Annotated in this window: 17 protein-coding genes; 16 read left to right on the top strand and 1 reads right to left on the bottom strand. The window is 70.4% G+C overall.

Annotated features, from left to right (window positions below):
- Window positions 1-24 precede the first annotated feature (24 nt).
- Both sufC and Bequi_RS08510 read left to right on the top strand, forming a co-directional pair.
- On the top strand, window positions 25-783 hold the full coding sequence (gene sufC / locus Bequi_RS08515; RefSeq protein ID WP_249737508.1) for a Fe-S cluster assembly ATPase SufC: 759 nt from the start codon (window positions 25-27) through the stop codon (window positions 781-783).
- A 59-nt stretch (window positions 784-842) separates the two neighbouring features.
- Window positions 843-1145, top strand: a complete 303-nt coding sequence (locus tag Bequi_RS08510; protein ID WP_347271985.1) for a metal-sulfur cluster assembly factor — start codon at window positions 843-845, stop codon at window positions 1143-1145.
- A 305-nt stretch (window positions 1146-1450) separates the two neighbouring features.
- Here Bequi_RS08510 and Bequi_RS08505 read toward each other — a convergent pair whose 3' ends face one another.
- Entirely contained in the window at window positions 1451-2302 is an 852-nt protein-coding gene (locus Bequi_RS08505; RefSeq protein WP_249737507.1) for a hypothetical protein, read from the bottom strand.
- Between the two features lie 356 nt (window positions 2303-2658).
- On the opposite strand from Bequi_RS08505, the gene Bequi_RS08500 reads away from it, so the two are divergent.
- The 14 genes from Bequi_RS08500 to gmk all read left to right on the top strand — a co-directional run bounded on the left by Bequi_RS08500 (window position 2659) and on the right by gmk (window position 16873).
- Complete coding sequence (locus Bequi_RS08500; protein WP_249737506.1) at window positions 2659-4263, top strand: ABC-F family ATP-binding cassette domain-containing protein; 1605 nt, start codon at window positions 2659-2661, stop codon at window positions 4261-4263.
- A gap of 89 nt (window positions 4264-4352) precedes the next feature.
- A complete protein-coding gene (locus tag Bequi_RS08495; RefSeq protein ID WP_249737505.1) occupies window positions 4353-5003 on the top strand; it encodes a MarR family transcriptional regulator in 651 nt (216 codons plus the stop codon).
- A 7-nt stretch (window positions 5004-5010) separates the two neighbouring features.
- Window positions 5011-5427, top strand: coding sequence for a hypothetical protein (locus Bequi_RS08490; protein ID WP_249737504.1), 417 nt, complete (start codon window positions 5011-5013; stop codon window positions 5425-5427).
- Window positions 5428-5611: 184 nt separating this feature from the next.
- Window positions 5612-6169 carry an elongation factor P gene (gene efp, locus Bequi_RS08485; RefSeq protein WP_249737503.1) on the top strand — a complete coding sequence of 186 codons (558 nt, stop codon included), beginning with the start codon at window positions 5612-5614 and terminating at the stop codon, window positions 6167-6169.
- A gap of 1 nt (window position 6170) precedes the next feature.
- Window positions 6171-6674, top strand: a complete 504-nt coding sequence (gene nusB / locus Bequi_RS08480) for a transcription antitermination factor NusB (protein WP_249737502.1) — start codon at window positions 6171-6173, stop codon at window positions 6672-6674.
- Window positions 6675-6793: 119 nt separating this feature from the next.
- Entirely contained in the window at window positions 6794-7372 is a 579-nt protein-coding gene (gene pyrR / locus Bequi_RS08475) for a bifunctional pyr operon transcriptional regulator/uracil phosphoribosyltransferase PyrR (RefSeq protein ID WP_249737501.1), read from the top strand.
- Window positions 7369-8337, top strand: coding sequence for an aspartate carbamoyltransferase catalytic subunit (locus Bequi_RS08470; protein WP_249737500.1), 969 nt, complete (start codon window positions 7369-7371; stop codon window positions 8335-8337). The genes pyrR and Bequi_RS08470 overlap by 4 nt, the downstream gene beginning before the upstream one ends.
- Window positions 8334-9692: a dihydroorotase gene (locus Bequi_RS08465; protein WP_249737499.1), complete on the top strand. Its 1359-nt coding sequence runs from the start codon at window positions 8334-8336 to the stop codon at window positions 9690-9692. The genes Bequi_RS08470 and Bequi_RS08465 overlap by 4 nt, the downstream gene beginning before the upstream one ends.
- A gap of 4 nt (window positions 9693-9696) precedes the next feature.
- Window positions 9697-10275 (top strand): PH-like domain-containing protein, encoded by a 579-nt coding sequence (locus tag Bequi_RS08460; RefSeq protein WP_249737498.1) that lies wholly within the window; start codon window positions 9697-9699, stop codon window positions 10273-10275.
- Complete coding sequence (carA, locus tag Bequi_RS08455; RefSeq protein ID WP_249737497.1) at window positions 10272-11474, top strand: glutamine-hydrolyzing carbamoyl-phosphate synthase small subunit; 1203 nt, start codon at window positions 10272-10274, stop codon at window positions 11472-11474. The genes Bequi_RS08460 and carA overlap by 4 nt, the downstream gene beginning before the upstream one ends.
- Window positions 11474-14830 (top strand): carbamoyl-phosphate synthase large subunit, encoded by a 3357-nt coding sequence (gene carB / locus Bequi_RS08450; protein WP_249737496.1) that lies wholly within the window; start codon window positions 11474-11476, stop codon window positions 14828-14830. Before carA ends, carB begins: the two co-directional genes overlap by 1 nt.
- Entirely contained in the window at window positions 14827-15675 is an 849-nt protein-coding gene (pyrF, locus tag Bequi_RS08445) for an orotidine-5'-phosphate decarboxylase (RefSeq protein WP_249737495.1), read from the top strand. Before carB ends, pyrF begins: the two co-directional genes overlap by 4 nt.
- A gap of 278 nt (window positions 15676-15953) precedes the next feature.
- The gene (mihF, locus tag Bequi_RS08440) at window positions 15954-16280 is read left to right on the top strand and encodes an integration host factor, actinobacterial type (protein ID WP_249737494.1); all 327 of its coding nucleotides are present in this window, start codon (window positions 15954-15956) and stop codon (window positions 16278-16280) included.
- Window positions 16277-16873 carry a guanylate kinase gene (gmk, locus tag Bequi_RS08435; RefSeq protein WP_249737493.1) on the top strand — a complete coding sequence of 199 codons (597 nt, stop codon included), beginning with the start codon at window positions 16277-16279 and terminating at the stop codon, window positions 16871-16873. Before mihF ends, gmk begins: the two co-directional genes overlap by 4 nt.
- The last annotated feature ends 155 nt before the right edge of the window (window positions 16874-17028 follow it).

Raw genomic sequence — 17028 nt, 5'->3', positions numbered from 1 at the left:
ATCCTCCCGAAGGAGAACCGCACCATGTCGATCCTCGAGATCCGCGACCTGCACGCCACCGTCGAGACGCCCGAGGGCACCAAGGAGATCCTCAAGGGGGTCGACCTCACCATCAAGGCGGGGGAGACCCACGCGATCATGGGTCCCAACGGCTCGGGCAAGTCCACCCTCGCCTATGCCATCGCCGGCCACCCGAAGTACGAGATCACTTCCGGCTCCGTCACGCTCGACGGCCAGGACGTGCTGGAGATGAGCGTGGACGAGCGCGCCCGCGCCGGCATCTTCCTCGCCATGCAGTACCCAGTGGAGGTGCCGGGCGTCAGCGTCTCGAACTTCCTGCGCACCGCGAAGACCGCCGTCTCCGGCGAGGCCCCGGCCCTGCGCACCTGGGTGAAGGACGTCCGCTCGGCAATGGACGAGCTGAAGATGGATCCGGTCTTCGCCGAGCGCAACGTCAACGAGGGCTTCTCCGGCGGCGAGAAGAAGCGCCACGAGATCCTGCAGATGGAGCTGCTGAAGCCCTCCATCGCGATCCTCGATGAGACCGACTCGGGCCTCGACGTCGACGCGCTGCGCGTGGTCTCCGAGGGCGTGAACCGCGCCAAGGAGCGCACGGACCTGGGCATCATGCTCATCACGCACTACACGCGCATCCTCAACTACATCAAGCCCGACTTCGTGCACGTGTTCGTGAACGGCAAGGTCGCCGAGCAGGGCGGCCCTGAGCTCGCCGAGCGCCTCGAGGCCGAGGGCTACGAGCGCTTCCTCGAGGGCGCCAAGTGAGCGAGCAGATCCCGGTGCAGCCGGAGGCGCAGTCCGACGCGGCAGCTGGGTCCGAGCATGTGGGCGAGGCGGAGGTGATCGAGGCGCTCAAGGACGTCATCGATCCCGAGCTCGGCATCAACGTGGTGGACCTGGGCCTGATCTACGGGGTGAAGGTCGAGAACGGCGAGGCGGTCGTGGACATGACGCTGACCTCCGCCGCCTGCCCGCTGACCGACGTGCTCGAGGAGCAGACCTTCGCGGCTCTCGATCCCATCACCGAGGCGCACCGCATCAACTGGGTGTGGATGCCGCCGTGGGGCATGGAGATGATCACCGAGGACGGCCGCGAGCAGCTGCGGGCGATCGGGTTCAATCTCTGAGGAGTTCTCTGCATCACAGGCGCTCGAAGCCCCCGATCTGCGTGACTCAGGTCGGGGGCTTCGTCGTTCCCGGCGCATGTTCGGTCGTGCGTTGAGCCGCGTGCGAGCGGGTCGTGCGCCGGCGGCTCGTACGAAGTGCGCGCTCGGAGTCGATCCGGCGCCCGTGCTCGTATTCTCCTGGGATGCGAACAGCGCCCGGGACACGAAGAGATTCTTCGATGCCCCGGGCGCTGCGACGGCAGTGGTGCCGCCTCGTTGCTATGCGCGGCATTCACTTGGACTGCCCCGCCGGGTTCAGCGGTTGCTCAGAAGCAAACCTCGAGGTCGCCGATGCCGATGTACTGCTGGTTGAAGCTGCTGGTCAGTGGGCCATATGTATTGGCGTTCGCATATGTCAACGTGACATTCCCACTCCCGGTCGGAGTCAGCACGACGTCCACATAGTTACCGGTCGCGGTTGACTGGCTGGTACCCGTGAGACTCGTAGCCGTCTGCGTGTAAGTGGCAGGGACGCCCCCGTGATTGGTGGTCGTCATCGTCGCGTTTGCGAAGGAGACCTGGTCGGTGTACCGCTGGTTGGCTTTAGTGCTCGAGATGATGGACTTATCCTGCATGGTGATGTCGTAAATGTTGAACGACATAGTTTCCGGCGTCACGAGTGCGCCTGTGGAATCCTTGAAGCTGAACGTCAGAGTTTCTGAAGCGCGTGAACCAGAAGATGAGGTCTGCTGGTTCAGAGTGAGGACCGAACTCGTGGTCGACGGGTCGACAACGTACTTCGCATCTTTGTTCGCTCCGGCACCTGCGGTCCCAGCCCGCTGGGCTCCCGCCGAGGTTGCGCTGAAGTCTCCATTGGTTCCGTCGTACGTCAAAGCCTGGTCATAGCTACGACTTCCGCCCGTGCGGTTCTGCGACACAGTCACCGTGACCTTGTCGCCGCTCGCGAGAGTGATCGTGCCGGTGCGGACGCCGCTGGTGCCCTGGGCGCCCGAGAGCGTGGTTTTCGTCCAGAGCATGGTGGCACAACCGGTGAGCGAAAGGGCGAGGGCGGGTGCCACGGATGCGACCGCGAGGGCCGGCACGGACCAGGCTGCACCCCGAGACAGAGCGCGGCGCGAGAGTGCGGCGGGTGTGTTGGTTGGGCGGGGATCGGTCACGGGGACTCCTTGAGGTGGTCGGCTGGCCGGACCTCGAGCGACGTGCAGGGAGCGCCGTCCTCATACGATAGGGGTAGACAGCCGGTCGCGAAGCATTCCGTACCGTCCGTTTTGCCTGGTGTAACCTTGTGTTCACGCACGGGAGTCGTTGACCTGCGGAGGCGTAAATTGCTATGAGATGGATCTCTTTTGTGGTCCGCGAGTAGTACTGAACGGTAACCGTCGCTGACGGCCCTCAGCTGCCCTGATGTGTAGGCCTCGGCTGGGCGCCCTAGCCCGATGGGCCCGTAGACTCGGCACCTCCGTCGGCCGCCGTGCCGCACCGTCGTCACGCCATCCCCCAGGAGCCCACCCCCATGATCATCGCCCACGACCTCGAGATCGGCGTCGGGGCCAGGGTCCTCATGAGCGGCGTGAACTTCACGATCAGCCCGGGGGATCGCGTCGGCCTCGTCGGCCGCAACGGCGCCGGAAAGACCACCCTTACGACCGTCCTCTCCGGGGAGCGCCAGGCGAGCGAGGGCAGCATCGAGATCTCCGGATCGCTCGGCTTCCTCTCGCAGGATGCGCGCGCAGGGGATCCAGAGCAGACCGTCGTCGAGCGGATCCTCGGCGCCCGGGGCCTCGACACCCTGTTCGAGCGCCTGCACAAGGCCGAGCACGAGATGGCGGATGAGTCCCTCACGCCCGATCGGCGCGAGAAGGCGATGAACCGCTACGTGCGGATCAGCAACGAGCTGGACGTCGCCGGCGGCTACGCCGCCGAGGGCGAGGCCAAGCGCATGGCCGACAATCTCAACCTCGAGCAGCGCCTGTTCGATCAGCCCCTGCGCACCCTCTCGGGCGGCCAGCGCCGCCGCGTCGAGCTCGCCCGTATCCTCTTCTCGCAGGCCGACACCCTGATCCTCGATGAGCCCACCAACCACCTCGATGCCGACTCCATCGTGTGGCTGCGCGACTACCTGAAGACCTTCCGCGGCGCGCTCATCATCATCAGCCACGACGTGAACCTCGTCGCGGAGCTCGTGAACAAGGTCTTCTACCTCGACGCGAACCGCGCCGTCATCGACGTCTACAACATGGGCTGGAAGCAGTACCTGCGCCAGCGCGAGGACGACGAGAAGCGCCGCAAGCGCGAGCGCGCGAACGCCGAGAAGAAGGCCTCTGCCCTCACCGTCCAGGCCGAGAAGATGCGCGCGAAGGCCACCAAGGCCGTCGCCGCCCAGAACATGCTCAAGCGCGCCGAGCGGATGCTCGAGGGCGTCGAGGACGAGCGCCAGAAGGATCGCGTGGCGAGCCTGCGCTTCCCCGATCCTGCCCCGTGCGGCAAGACCCCGCTCATGGGCGAGGATCTCTCGAAGTCCTACGGGAGCCTGGAGATCTTCACGGGCGTCGACCTCGCGATCGACCGCGGCGCGCGCGTGATCATCCTCGGCTACAACGGCGCCGGCAAGACGACCCTGCTGCGCATCCTCGCCGGCGTCGATCAGCCCGACACCGGCCGGGTCATCGCCGGGCACGGGCTGAAGATCGGCTACTACGCGCAGGAGCACGAGACCCTCGACGGGTCGCGCAGCGTCCTGCAGAACATGATGAGCGCCGCAGTCGACATGCCCGAGGTCGAGGCCCGCAAGGTGCTCGGATCGTTCCTGTTCACCGGAGATGACGTCCACAAGCCCGCCGGCGTCCTCTCCGGAGGCGAGAAGACCCGTCTCGCGCTCGCGGCGCTCGTCGTCTCCAGCGCGAACGTGCTGCTGCTGGACGAGCCGACGAACAACCTCGATCCCGCCAGCCGCGAGGAGATCCTCGGGGCGCTCGGCTCCTTCACCGGCGCGATCATCATGGTCTCCCACGATCCCGGCGCCGTGCGCGCGCTCAGCCCCGAGCGCGTCCTGCTCATGCCTGACGCCGAAGAGGACCTGTGGAACTCCACCTACGAGGATCTCATCGAGATGGCGTGAGCCGGATGTGACGCACAGTCGGAATCGACTGTGTCGCGGCGAACAGCGATTAGTGTCTGTGAATCGCGCCGCGCTGATAGGCTCGGCGCATGTTCGTTCTCACAGTCGACCAGGTCTCCAGCCGCAGCCGGGACGATCGCGTCCCCGAGCTCCTCGACGCGCTCTCCGGAGTCCCTCTCCGACTTGCGCCCGAGCGCACCGCGGGCGATGAGGTGCAGATGCTCGCCGACACCGCCGATGCCGCGCTCGAGGCGACCCTGCGGATCCTCGAGACGGGGGAGTGGAGCATCGGGATCGGGATCGGGCAGGTCCTTGCACCCCTGCAGGATTCCGTGCGCGCCGGGCGGGGCGATGCGTTCGTCGCCGCCCGGGAGGCCGTGGAGGCCGCCCGCCGCACCAGCTCCGTGCCGCTGTGCGTGCGCGCCCCCGACGACCGCCTCGCCGAGCAGGTGGGCGAGCTCGAAGCCCTGCTGCGGCTCGTCGGTCGACTGATCCGCAGTCGCAAGCCCGGGCAGTGGAGGGTCGTGCGGGAGCTGCGGCGCGACCCCGCCGCGACCCAGGCAGAGATCGCCTCCCGGCTCGGCGTCACCCAGCAGACCGTCTCGCGCGCGTTCACCACGAGCGGCTGGCGAGAGGAGAGCGGGGTGCACCCGCTGGCCCGGCGGCTGCTCGCGATGATCGACCTCACCACGCCCCGCCCCAGCGCACCGGATCTCGAAGGTCCCACCGCGGGAGCATGATGGCCCCATGGCACTGATGATCCTGCTCGGCGCGCTCAGCGTGGCCCTCGCGTCGATCGGCGGCTGGCCCGTGACCGCGCTCGTGCTGCGCGCCTCCAAGTCGCCCACGCACGTGCGCAGCGCCGACGAGCGCGGCATCCCGCTGCTCGAAGCGCCGAGCGGCGAGCCCCGGGCGGGGGCCGAGCTGCTGCGGGGAGGCCTCTGGATCGGACTGCTCGAGCGGGCGGCCGTCGCCGGCTGCGTGCTCGCGGGCAGGCCCGAGCTGCTCGCCCTGGTGATCGCGCTGAAGGGCCTCGGCCGGTACCCCGAGCTGAAGGCGCACGAAGGCGCCGCCGAGCGGTTCCTCGTCGGCACCTTCGCCTCGATCCTCTGGGCGGTCCTCGCGGGACTGCTGGGCTGGGCCGCCATCGCCTTCCTCGCCTGAGACTCCGACGCATGCGACCTTCACTACGTCGGGCCCCGCGCTGCCGCGCTCGCCCGCGCACGGACGCGGACCGGCCGGTAGGATGACCGGGCCTGCGGCGCGCCCTGCGCGCGCCGCCACCGACCGACTGCGGGCCCCCGGCCCGCCCCCACCGCGGGTGCTGCCCGCCCCACCGAGGAGTCCCATGGCGACCACGAACGATCTCAAGAACGGCACGATCCTCGTCCTGGAGGGCCAGCTCTGGCAGGTCATCGAGTTCCAGCACGTCAAGCCCGGCAAGGGCCCCGCGTTCGTGCGCACCAAGCTCAAGAACGTGATGTCCGGCAAGGGCGTGGACAAGACCTTCAACGCCGGCCTCAAGGTCGAGACCGCGACCGTCGACAAGCGCGACATGCAGTACTCGTACATGGACGGCGACATGTTCGTCTTCATGGACACCACCACCTGGGAGCAGACCAACGTGACCGCCGCTGTCGTCGGCGATGCGAAGGACTACCTCCTCGAGGGCCAGGACGTCGTCCTCGCCTTCCACAACGGCCAGGTCCTCTTCGTCGAGCTCCCCGCGAGCGTGGTCCTCGAGATCACTTTCACCGAGCCCGGTCTGCAGGGAGACCGCTCCTCCGGCGGCACCAAGCCCGCGACCCTCGAGACCGGCAAGGAGATCCAGGTCCCGCTCTTCCTCGAGCAGGGCACCAAGGTCAAGGTCGACACCCGCAGCGGCGATTACCTCGGGCGCGCCTGACGTGCTGGACCCGCTGAACCTGCCGCTGCCCGGCCGCGAGGGCGAGGAGGTGGAGCTGCTGAAGTCGTACCCCGCGAACCCGAAGCGCCTCACCTCCCGCTCCCGCGAGCGGGTGCGCGCGATCGACGTCGCCTACGAGGCCGACGCCCGCGTCCAGGATCTCCTCGCGCTCCTCGCGCAGCGCCGCACCCGCACCGCAGCGCAGACCCCCCTCCCGGAGCGCTCCGCGCAGCTGGTCACGATCCTCGCCGCCCACCAGGGCGAGATCGATGAGGAGCTCTCCGCGCTCAGCCGCGACTGGCCCCTGCACCGCATGCCCGCCGTGGACCGCGCGATCCTGCGCCTGGGCTCCGCGGAGATCCTGCACGACACCCCCCTCGAGGGCCTCGGAGCAGTCGTCGGCGAGTATGTGACGATCGCCCGCGAGCTGTCGACCGAGGACTCCCCGAAGTTCGTCAACGCGCTCCTCCAGCGCATCGCCGAGATCCGCGAGCTGCAGGGCTGAGGCGCGCGCAGCTGAGACGACCTGCGCGCGCCGCCGGCGCCGCACTAGGATGCTGAAGATCGCATTCGATCCACCGCCCTTTAACTTCGCGCCCTGTGAGACGCGGAAGGGAGAAGATCATGCCCGCCAGTGAGAAGACGGTCCTCCACGAGGAGGACATCCATCGCTCCCTCGTGCGCATCGCGCACGAGATCCTCGAGACCGGCCACGGCGCGGACGACCTCGTCCTGCTGGGGATCCCCCACCGGGGCACCCCCCTCGCGCAGCGCCTCGGCCGCATCATCCTCGAGGCCGACGGCGCCGGACGCTCGCTCGAGGACCTCGTCGGCTCCCTCGACATCACGATGCACCGCGATGACCTGCGCCGCCGCCCCGCGCGCGTGCCCTACGAGACCGTCATCCCGGGCGGCGGGGTCGACGGGCGGATCGTGGTCCTGGTCGACGACGTCCTGTACTCCGGGCGCACCATCCGCGCCGCCCTCGACGCGATCGGCGCGATCGGGCGGCCCGCTGCGGTGCGCCTCGCCGTGCTCGTGGATCGCGGGCACCGCGAGCTGCCGATCCGGGCCGACCACGTCGGCAAGAATCTCCCCACCTCCCGCTCCGAGCGCGTGAGCGTGCACCTGCGCGAGACCGACGGCGAGGACGCCGTGCGCATCGTCGGCGGGGCGGACGCAGAGCAGGGGGAGTCGCGATGAAGCACCTCATCACGATCGCCGACCTCGACCGCGCCGCCGCCATCGAGCTGCTCGACACCTCCGAGCGCATGGCGGCCACGCAGGAGCGCCAGATGCGCAAGCTCCCCGCGCTGCTCGGCTCCACCATCGTGAACCTCTTCATGGAGGACTCCACCCGCACGAAGCTCAGCTTCGAGGCGGCCGCGAAGCGCCTCTCGGCCGACGTCATCGGCTTCGCCGCCAAGGGATCCAGCATCTCCAAGGGCGAATCGCTCAAGGACACCGCCCTCACCCTGCGGGCGATGGGCGCGGACGCGGTCGTGGTGCGCGCCCCGAGCTCGGGGGCCGCGCACAAGCTCGCCCACGCCGGCTGGATCGACGTGCCGATCATCAACGCGGGCGACGGCACTCACCAGCACCCCACGCAGGCGCTGCTGGACGCCTTCACCCTGCGCCGCCACCTCGGCGCGCGTTCGGCATCCGGCTCCCTCGACGGCGCCGGGCTCGACGGCCTGCACGTGGTCATCGTGGGAGACATCCTCCACTCGCGCGTGGCGCGCTCGAACGTCCAGCTGATGACGATGCTGGGCGCCCGTGTGACGGTCGTGGCCCCGCCCTCGCTGGTCCCGGTGGGAGCGGACGTCTGGCCGTGCGAGGTCAGCTACGACTTCGACGACGCGATCGCGCAGGGACCCGATGCCGTGATGATGCTGCGCGTCCAGCGCGAGCGGATGCTCGGCGGCGGCTACTTCCCGAGCGCCGCGGAGTACACCCGGCTGCTCCAGCTCACCGACGCGCGCGCCGCGCGCCTGCCGGAGCACGCGATCATCATGCACCCCGGCCCGATGAACCGCGGCTTCGAGATCGCAGGCGGCGCGGCCGACGGCCCCCGCAGCGTGATCATCGAGCAGGTCGCCGCCGGCGTCGTGGTGCGCATGGCCGTCCTCTTCCATCTGCTGGCCTCCAACGAGAGGGAGGGATCATGACCCTGAGCCCCGCACCCATCGCCCCCGCTCCCGCCCCGCTGCTCATCCGCGGTGCCCGCCCCTACGGCGAGGACGTCCAGGACGTGCTCGTCGAGGACGGCCTGATCTCCGCCGTCGGCACCGACCTCCCGAACCCGGGCGACGTCGAGGAGATCGAGGGGGACGGCTGCATCCTGCTGCCCGGACTCGTGGACCTCCACACGCACCTGCGCGAGCCCGGTGGGGAGGAGGCCGAGACCGTCGAGACCGGTACCCGCGCCGCCGCCCGCGGCGGCTTCACCGCCGTCCATGCGATGGCGAACACCAACCCCGTAGCCGACACCGCGGGCGTCGTCGAGCAGGTGCTGCGCCGCGGAGAGGATGCCGCCTGGTGCGCCGTCCACCCGATCGGCGCGGTGACCGTCGGCCTCGCGGGGGAGCGCCTCGCGGAGCTCGAGTCGATGGCCTCCTCCAAGGCCCGGGTGCGCGTGTTCAGCGACGACGGCAAGTGCGTCCACGACCCGGTGCTCATGCGGCGGGCGCTGGAGTACGTGAAGACCTTCGACGGCGTCATCGCCCAGCACGCCCAGGACCCCCGCCTCACCGAGGGCGCCCAGATGCACGAGGGGCGGGTCTCTGCGGAGCTCGGCCTCACCGGCTGGCCGAGCGTCGCCGAGGAGTCGATCATCGCGCGCGATGTGCTGCTCGCAGAGCACGTCGGCAGCCGCCTGCACGTCTGCCACCTCTCGACCGCCGGGAGCGTCGAGATCGTGCGCTGGGCGAAGCTGCGCGGCGTGGACGTCACGGCCGAGGTCACCCCGCACCACCTGCTGCTCACCGACGAGGAGGCGCGCGGGTACGACGCGCTCTACAAGGTGAACCCGCCCCTGCGCACGCAGGCCGACGTCGAGGCGGTGCGCGCGGGCCTGGCCGACGGGACGATCGACATCGTCGCCACCGACCACGCCCCGCACCCGCAGGACGCCAAGGACCGCGAGTGGGACACTGCCGCGTTCGGCATGACCGGGCTCGAGACGGCGCTCTCGATCGTGCAGTCCACGATGGTCGACACCGGAGCGATGAGCTGGCGCGATGTCGCCCGCGTGCTGTCGGAGAAGCCCTCGCTGATCGCCCGCGACGACAGCCAGGGCCGCCCGATCCGGGAGGGCGAGGTCGCGAACCTGCTCCTGTGGGACCCCCGGCCGCGCCGGAGGGTCGACACCGCGGAGCACGCCTCGCGATCGCACAACTCGCCCTTCGCCGGCACCGAGCTGCCCGGGGCGAACAGGCTGACCCTGCTCGCCGCGCGCCCCACGGTGCGCGAAGGCCGGATCGTCGAGCGCGAGAGCGCCGCAGGCGCGGCAGGGGAGTGCTGACCCGGTGGAGGAACTCTCGCGCTACGTCCCGCCCGTCGCCTTCCTCGTGCTCCTCCTCATCGGGATCTTCGGCCTCATGCGGTGGAGCTGGCGCCGGCGCGCGGACCGGCAGAGCGGCCAGACCGGCTTCTACGAGTACATCGCGGGCGGCAAGGCGGCCACCGGGCGCCAGATCGGCTTCGCGACGTACGTGGCGACCACGATCGCTCCCAGCACCCTGGACCGCGTCACCGCGTACGGCCTCGGCATGCGGGCGCGAGTCGGCGTCAGCGACGTCCTCGACGCCTCGACCCCGCTGGTCACTATCGACCACCCCGGCCGCCACCTCGACATTCCCTGGAGCGACGTCGAAGCCGTCTTCACCGCCCCCGGAATGATCGGCAAATGGATGGGCGGCGAGGCGCTCATCATCATCCGCTGGAACCTCGGCGGAACTCTCCTCGACACAGGCCTGCGCTTCGAGACGGACGAGGGCCATGACCTCCTCCTCTCGATCGCCGAGTCCCACGGCGTCCTGCGCACCGCCGATGAGCCCGACCCCTCCTCCCGCACCACTTCCTCCGAATCCCAGGAGATCGCATGAGCACCACTCCTCCCAGCACAGCCCGCCCCCGTCGGGGCGCTCCTGAGCCCGCCGTGCTCGTCCTCGAGGACGGCACGATCCTGCGCGGCGAGGCCTACGGCGCCCGCGGCGCACGGCTCGGCGAGGTCGTCTTCACCACCGGCATGACCGGCTACCAGGAGACCCTCACCGATCCCTCCTTCGCCGGGCAGATCGTCGTGCAGACCGCCCCGCACATCGGCAACACCGGCCAGAACGCCCAGGACATGGAATCGCGGAAGGTCTGGGTGCGCGGCTACGCCGTGCGCGAGGCCAGCCGCATCGCCTCGAACTGGCGCTCGGAGGGATCGCTCGAGGACCTCCTCGTGGCGAACGAGGTCGTCGGCATCGCGGGGATCGACACCCGCATGCTCACGCGCATCGTGCGCGAGAGCGGCGCGATGCGCGGCGGCATCTTCTCGGGCGAAGCGCTCGAGGGGGCTGACGAGGCGGCGCTGGTCTCCCGCGTCGCCGAGGCTCCCGCGATGAGCGGGGCGAGCTTCGTGGACGAGGTGACGATCCCGCAGCCCGTGGTCATCGAACCGGACGGCGAGGCGATCGGCACGGTCGCCGCCGTCGACCTCGGCATCAAGGGCGCGACGCCTCGCGCGATGGCCGCCCGCGGCCTGCGCGTGCACCTCCTGCCCGCGACCGCCTCGCTCGAGGAGCTGCTCGCGACCCAGCCCGACGCCGTCTTCTTCTCCAACGGCCCCGGCGATCCCGCGACGGCCGACGATCAGGTCGCGCTGCTGCGAGGAGTGCTGGATGCGGGCATCCCGTTCTTCGGCATCTGCTTCGGCAACCAGCTCCTCGGCCGCGCGCTCGGCTTCGGCACCTACAAGCTGAAGTACGGCCACCGCGGCATCAACCAGCCCGTGCTCGACGTCGCGACCGGCAAGGTCGAGATCACCGCGCAGAACCACGGCTTCGCCGTCGACATCCCCGTCGAGGGCCAGCACGATGCGCCGTTCGGAGACGGCCGCTACGGGAAGGTCGAGGTCTCCCACATCGCCCTGAACGACGGGGTCGTCGAGGGCATCCGCTGCCTGGACCTGCCCGCCTACTCGGTCCAGTACCACCCCGAGGCGGCCTCAGGGCCGCACGATGCCTCCTACCTCTTCGACCGCCTCGTCGACCTGGTGCGCGCGCACCAGGCCTCGACTGCCGGGAAGGACTCCTGATGCCCCGTCGCGACGACATCTCCTCCGTCCTCGTGATCGGCTCCGGGCCGATCGTGATCGGGCAGGCCGCCGAGTTCGACTACTCCGGTACCCAGGCCTGCCGCGTGCTGCGCGAGGAGGGGCTGCGGGTCATCCTCGTGAACTCCAACCCCGCCACGATCATGACCGACCCGGACATCGCGGACGCGACCTACGTCGAGCCCATCGACCCCGACGTCATCCGCACCATCATCGCCAAGGAGCGCCCTGACGCGATCCTGCCGACCCTCGGCGGCCAGACCGCGCTGAACGCGGCGATCGCCCTCGAGGAGCGCGGGATCCTCGCCGAGTTCGGCGTGGAGATGATCGGCGCCTCGATCGACGCGATCCAGAAGGCCGAGGATCGCCAGCTCTTCAAGGGCGTCGTGGAGCGCGTGGGGGGCGAGTCCGCCCGCTCCCACATCTGCCACACGATGGAGGACTGCCTCGCGGCCGCAGAGGACCTCGGCTACCCCATGGTCGTGCGGCCCAGCTTCACGATGGGCGGTCTCGGCTCGGGCCTGGCCTACGACGAGGCGGATCTGCGCCGCATCGCCGGGGACGGACTGCACTACTCCCCGACCACCGAGGTGCTCCTGGAGGAGTCGATCCTCGGCTGGAAGGAGTTCGAGCTCGAGCTGATGCGGGACCGCGCCGACAACTGCGTGGTCATCTGCTCGATCGAGAACGTCGACCCCGTCGGCGTGCACACCGGCGACTCCGTGACCGTCGCCCCTGCCCTCACCCTCACCGACGTCGAGATGCAGAGGCTGCGCGACCTCGGCATCGGGATCATCCGCGAGGTCGGCGTGGACACCGGCGGCTGCAACGTGCAGTTCGCGATCCACCCCGATACGGGCCGCATCGTCGTCATCGAGATGAACCCGCGCGTCTCGCGCTCCTCGGCCCTCGCGTCGAAGGCCACGGGCTTCCCGATCGCGAAGATCGCCGCGCGCCTCGCGATCGGCTACACGCTGGACGAGATCCGCAACGACATCACCGGCACGACGCCCGCGAGCTTCGAGCCGGCGCTGGACTACATCGTCGTGAAGATCCCGCGCTTCGCCTTCGAGAAGTTCCCCGCGGCCGACGCCACCCTCACCACCACCATGAAGAGCGTCGGCGAGGCGATGGCGATGGGCCGCTCGTTCACCGAGGCCCTCGGCAAGGCCCAGCGCTCCCTCGACGTGACCTCGGCGGTCGTCGACTACTCGGGCGAGGCGCCGGATGCCGCAGAGGTCGATCGACTGCTGGAGGCCTCGCGGATCCCCACGGACTCCCGACTGGTCGCGATCTCGCGGATCCTGCGCGCCGCCGCCGAGGGCGTGCTGGATCCCGACCAGACCATCGAGCGCCTGTACGAGGCCACCGCCATCGATCGCTGGTTCCTGGACCAGATGCTGCTGATCGCCGAGGTCGCCGCCGACGTTCGCGCGGCCGAGCACCTCGATGCCGATCTGCTGCGCCGGGCGAAGCGCCACGGGATCTCCGATGAGCAGATCGGCCAGCTGCGCGGATTCTCGGGCGACGTCGCCAAGGGCGTGCGCGAGGCCCTCGGCATCAACCCGGTCTACAAGACGGTGGACACCTGCGCCGCGGAGTTCGCCTCCTCCACGCCCTACCACTACTCGACCTACGACCAGGAGAGCGAGGTGGAGAGCCGCGAGAAGCCGGCGATCATGATCCTCGGCTCCGGTCCGAACCGCATCGGCCAGGGCATCGAGTTCGACTACTCGTGCGTGCACGCGGCGATCGCGCTCGGCCGAGACGCCGATCAGACCGGCGGCGGGTTCGAGACGATCATGGTCAACTGCAATCCCGAGACCGTCTCCACCGACTACGACATCGCCGACCGCCTCTACTTCGAGCCCCTCACCTTCGAGGACGTCGTGGAGATCTACGAGGCCGAGAAGGCCGCGGGCCCGGTCGCCGGCGTCATCGTGCAGCTCGGCGGTCAGACCCCCCTGTCCCTCGCGCGCTCGCTGCAGGAGGCAGGGCTGCCGATCATCGGCACGTCTCCGGCGGCGATCGACGCCGCCGAGGATCGCGGGGCGTTCGGCGCGGTCCTCCAGCGGGCCTCGCTCCCGGCGCCGCCCTACGGCACCGCCTGGGGTCTCGAGGACGCGCGGAAGGTCGCCGCCGAGGTCGGCTACCCCGTGCTCGTGCGCCCCAGCTACGTGCTGGGCGGGCGCGGCATGGAGATCGTCTACGACGAGGAGGGCCTGGCCGATTACGTCAGCCGGAACCTGCCGGAGAGCGGTCGCGCCGAGGCGCCGATCCTCATCGACTCCTTCCTGGACACCGCCACCGAGATCGACGTCGACGCGCTCTTCGACGGCGAGGAGCTGTATCTCGCGGGCGTCATGGAGCACATCGAGGAGGCGGGCATCCACTCGGGCGACTCCGCCTGCACGCTGCCGCCCGTGACCCTCGGCGAGGCGGTCATCGAGCGCATCCGCACCTCCACTCGGGCCATCGCCGAGGGTGTGGGCGTGCGCGGGCTGCTGAACGTCCAGTACGCCCTCTCGGCGGGCGTCCTCTACGTCCTGGAGGCGAACCCGCGCGCCTCGCGCACTGTCCCCTTCGTCGCGAAGGCCACCGGCGTCGCGATCGCGCAGGCGGCCGCGCTGCTCATGGCGGGCAGCTCGATCGCGCAGCTGCGCGAGATGGGGATCCTGCCGGGATCAGGCGACGGCGGCGCCCTCCCGGAGGACACCCCCATCGCCGTGAAGGAGGCCGTGCTGCCCTTCAAGCGCTTCCGCACGGCCGACGGCCACGCGGTCGACTCCCTGCTGGGGCCGGAGATGCGATCGACCGGAGAGGTGATGGGACTCGATACGACCTTCCCGCTCGCCTTCGCGAAGTCGCAGCTGGCGATCTCCGGGCAGGGCCTGCCGGAGTCCGGAGCGGTCTTCGTCTCCGTCGCCGATCGGGACAAGAGGGGGATCGTCCTGCCGGCCGCGCGGCTCGCCGCGCTCGGCTTCGAGGTCCTCGCGACCGCCGGAACCGCCGCGGTGCTGCGCCGCTCGGGAGTGCCCTGCCAGGTCATCGCCAAGGCATCGGAAGGCGGCCCGGACGGCTCGGTCCTCGAGCTGATCGAGTCCGGACGGATCGCGCTCGTGCTCAATACGCCGTCCGGCACGCATGCCCGGGCCGACGGCTACCGCATCCGCGCCGCCGCGACCAGCATGGACATCCCGATCATCACCACGCTGCAGGAGTTCCAGGCAGCCGTGCAGGGGATCGAGGCGCTGCCCGAGGGGCACTTCGAGGTCCGCAGCCTCCAGGAGCACCACGCCTTCCTCGACGGCGCCCGCGCGAGCGAGGTGCGCGCATGAGCGCCGCGGAGGCATTCGGAGCGCGGCTCCAGCGCGCAGTGGGGGAGCGCGGACCGCTCGTGGTCGGCATCGACCCCCACGCCGGCATCCTGCGCGACTGGGGCCTTCCCGATGATGCCGACGGCGTGCGGAGCTTCTCCCGCACGGTCGTCGAGGCCTGCGGCGAGCATGTCTGCGCGTTCAAGCCGCAGGCGGCGTTCTTCGAGCGCCACGGGTCCGCCGGCGTCGCTGCGCTGGAGGAGACGCTGGCTCTCCTGCGCGACCGCGGCGTGCTGAGCATCCTGGACGCGAAGCGAGGGGACATCGGCTCCACGATGGACGCCTACGTCGAATCCGTGCTCGCCCCTGGTGCGCCGCTCGAGGCGGACTCGATCACGCTCAGCCCCTACCTCGGCTTCGGCTCACTCGCCCCGGCGCTCGAGCGCGCCGACGCGGCCGGGAAGGGCGTGTTCGTCCTCGCCCTCACCTCGAACCCCGAGGGCCGCGAGGTCCAGCACGCGCGCGGAGCCGACGGGCGCGCCATCGCGCGCGCCATCGCCGAGCACGCCGCCGCCGCGAACGCGTCGGCTCCGGCGGGGGAGTGGGGCGGCGCGGGACTGGTCATCGGCGCCACGACCGGCGATGCCGTGCAGGAGCTGGGCCTGGACCTCGCGGCAGTGCGGGGCCCGCTGCTCGCCCCCGGCTTCGGCGCCCAGGGCGCCGGTCCGGCGGAGCGCGACGCCGTCTTCGGCGACGCGCGGGGGCAGGTGCTCGTCTCGATCTCGCGACAGGTGGTCGCAGCCGGTCCCGATCCGGTCGCGCTGCGCACCCGTGTCCGCGAGCTCGCGCAGCAGTATGCGCTGTGACCTGCACCGCTGTGTTTCTCGCAGGTAATAGCGCGCGAGCAGCGGGCTCGCCGCCGGTGAGGTGAGAAGAAACCCTCGCAGGCCGCTCGACGGCGGTTTCCGAGCCTCCGGAAGCGGACTCCTCCGTCCAACTTGACGGGTTACAGTGCTCCCACTGGTCGCTGCGGGGCACTGCTCCGCAGGCGCGCGGGTCCCCATCCCGAGCGCCTCGCAGCGCCTCTCGCCCCGGAGCCCCCGACGGCGAGCGAACCCTCCGAGCACAGAACAGAGGTACGACAGTGGCTCTCCCTCCCCTCACCCCGGAACAGCGCGCCGACGCGCTGAAGAAGGCAGCCGAGGCGCGTCGTGAGCGTGCGTCGATCAAGGCCCGCCTGAAGGAGTCCACCGGCCGCCGCGGCGAAGAGATCGCCAAGGTCCTCGCCGAGGCCGAGTCGAACGAGATCGTGGGGCGCCTGCGTGTCTCCGCCCTCCTCGAGGCCCTCCCGGGCGTCGGCAAGGTCAAGGCGCAGCAGATCATGGAGGAGATCGGCATCTCCCCCTCGCGCAAGATCCGCGGCCTCGGCTCCCATCAGGCCCAGAAGCTCGTCTCCCACTTCTCCGAGTGACGGCTCCGCGCTCCGCAGAGCACACCGACGCCGCACCGGTCGGCGTGACGGTCCTCGCCGGCCCCACCGCGGTGGGCAAGGGGACCGTCTCGGCCGCTATCCGGCGAGACCATCCCGAGATCTGGCTGTCCGTCTCGGCCACCACCCGGCCCGCCCGGCCGGGAGAGATCGACGGGGTCCACTACTTCTTCGTCTCGGAGGAGGAGTTCACCTCCCTCGTCGAGAACGGCCAGATGCTCGAGTGGGCGGTCGTCCACGGGCGGCACCGCTACGGCACGCCGCGCGCGCGGGTCGAGGAGATGGTGGCAGCGGGCCGGCCTGTGCTCCTGGAGATCGACCTCGCCGGAGCGCGGCAGGTGCGCGAGACCCTCCCGGGCGCGCGCTTCGTGTTCCTGGCCCCTCCGAGCTGGGACGAGCTGGTGGACCGGCTCGTCGGCCGCGGCACCGAGACCCCCGAGGAGCGCGAGCGCCGACTGGCGACCGCGCGCGTGGAGCTCGCCGCCGAGAGCGAGTTCGATGTCACGATCGTCAACGACACTGTCGCCGAGGCCGCGGACCGCCTCGTCGAGCTGATCCTCGCTCCGCCGCGCTGAGCTGATCCTCGCTCCGCCGCGCTGAGCGGGCGGTGACGCATCCCGCCTGCGGCATGCTCGCCGCCGGGCCCGCTTTCGCGTATCCTGGATCGTTGCATGCGCTGGCCGCGCCGCCCGCTGGGTCGGTCCCGCGGTGCGCATCCCCGATCTGCCAA

The organism is Brachybacterium equifaecis (assembly GCF_023509525.1).
GTDB lineage: Bacteria > Actinomycetota > Actinomycetes > Actinomycetales > Dermabacteraceae > Brachybacterium > Brachybacterium equifaecis.
The sequence above is the reverse complement of the archived record's forward strand: the minus strand, read 5'-3'. Positions and strand labels throughout refer to the sequence as shown.

Excerpts from the sequence above, each read along its gene's own strand:
- efp (WP_249737503.1), top strand. The coding sequence starts at position 5,612 with ATGGCGACCACGAACGATCTCAAGAACGGCACGATCCTCGTCCTGGAG.
- Bequi_RS08490 (WP_249737504.1), top strand. The coding sequence starts at position 5,011 with ATGGCACTGATGATCCTGCTCGGCGCGCTCAGCGTGGCCCTCGCGTCG.
- pyrR (WP_249737501.1), top strand. The coding sequence starts at position 6,794 with ATGCCCGCCAGTGAGAAGACGGTCCTCCACGAGGAGGACATCCATCGC.
- carB (WP_249737496.1), top strand. The coding sequence starts at position 11,474 with ATGCCCCGTCGCGACGACATCTCCTCCGTCCTCGTGATCGGCTCCGGG.
- pyrF (WP_249737495.1), top strand. The coding sequence starts at position 14,827 with ATGAGCGCCGCGGAGGCATTCGGAGCGCGGCTCCAGCGCGCAGTGGGG.
- Bequi_RS08500 (WP_249737506.1), top strand. The coding sequence starts at position 2,659 with ATGATCATCGCCCACGACCTCGAGATCGGCGTCGGGGCCAGGGTCCTC.
- Bequi_RS08465 (WP_249737499.1), top strand. The coding sequence starts at position 8,334 with ATGACCCTGAGCCCCGCACCCATCGCCCCCGCTCCCGCCCCGCTGCTC.
- Bequi_RS08495 (WP_249737505.1), top strand. The coding sequence starts at position 4,353 with ATGTTCGTTCTCACAGTCGACCAGGTCTCCAGCCGCAGCCGGGACGAT.
- sufC (WP_249737508.1), top strand. The coding sequence starts at position 25 with ATGTCGATCCTCGAGATCCGCGACCTGCACGCCACCGTCGAGACGCCC.
- carA (WP_249737497.1), top strand. The coding sequence starts at position 10,272 with ATGAGCACCACTCCTCCCAGCACAGCCCGCCCCCGTCGGGGCGCTCCT.
- Bequi_RS08470 (WP_249737500.1), top strand. The coding sequence starts at position 7,369 with ATGAAGCACCTCATCACGATCGCCGACCTCGACCGCGCCGCCGCCATC.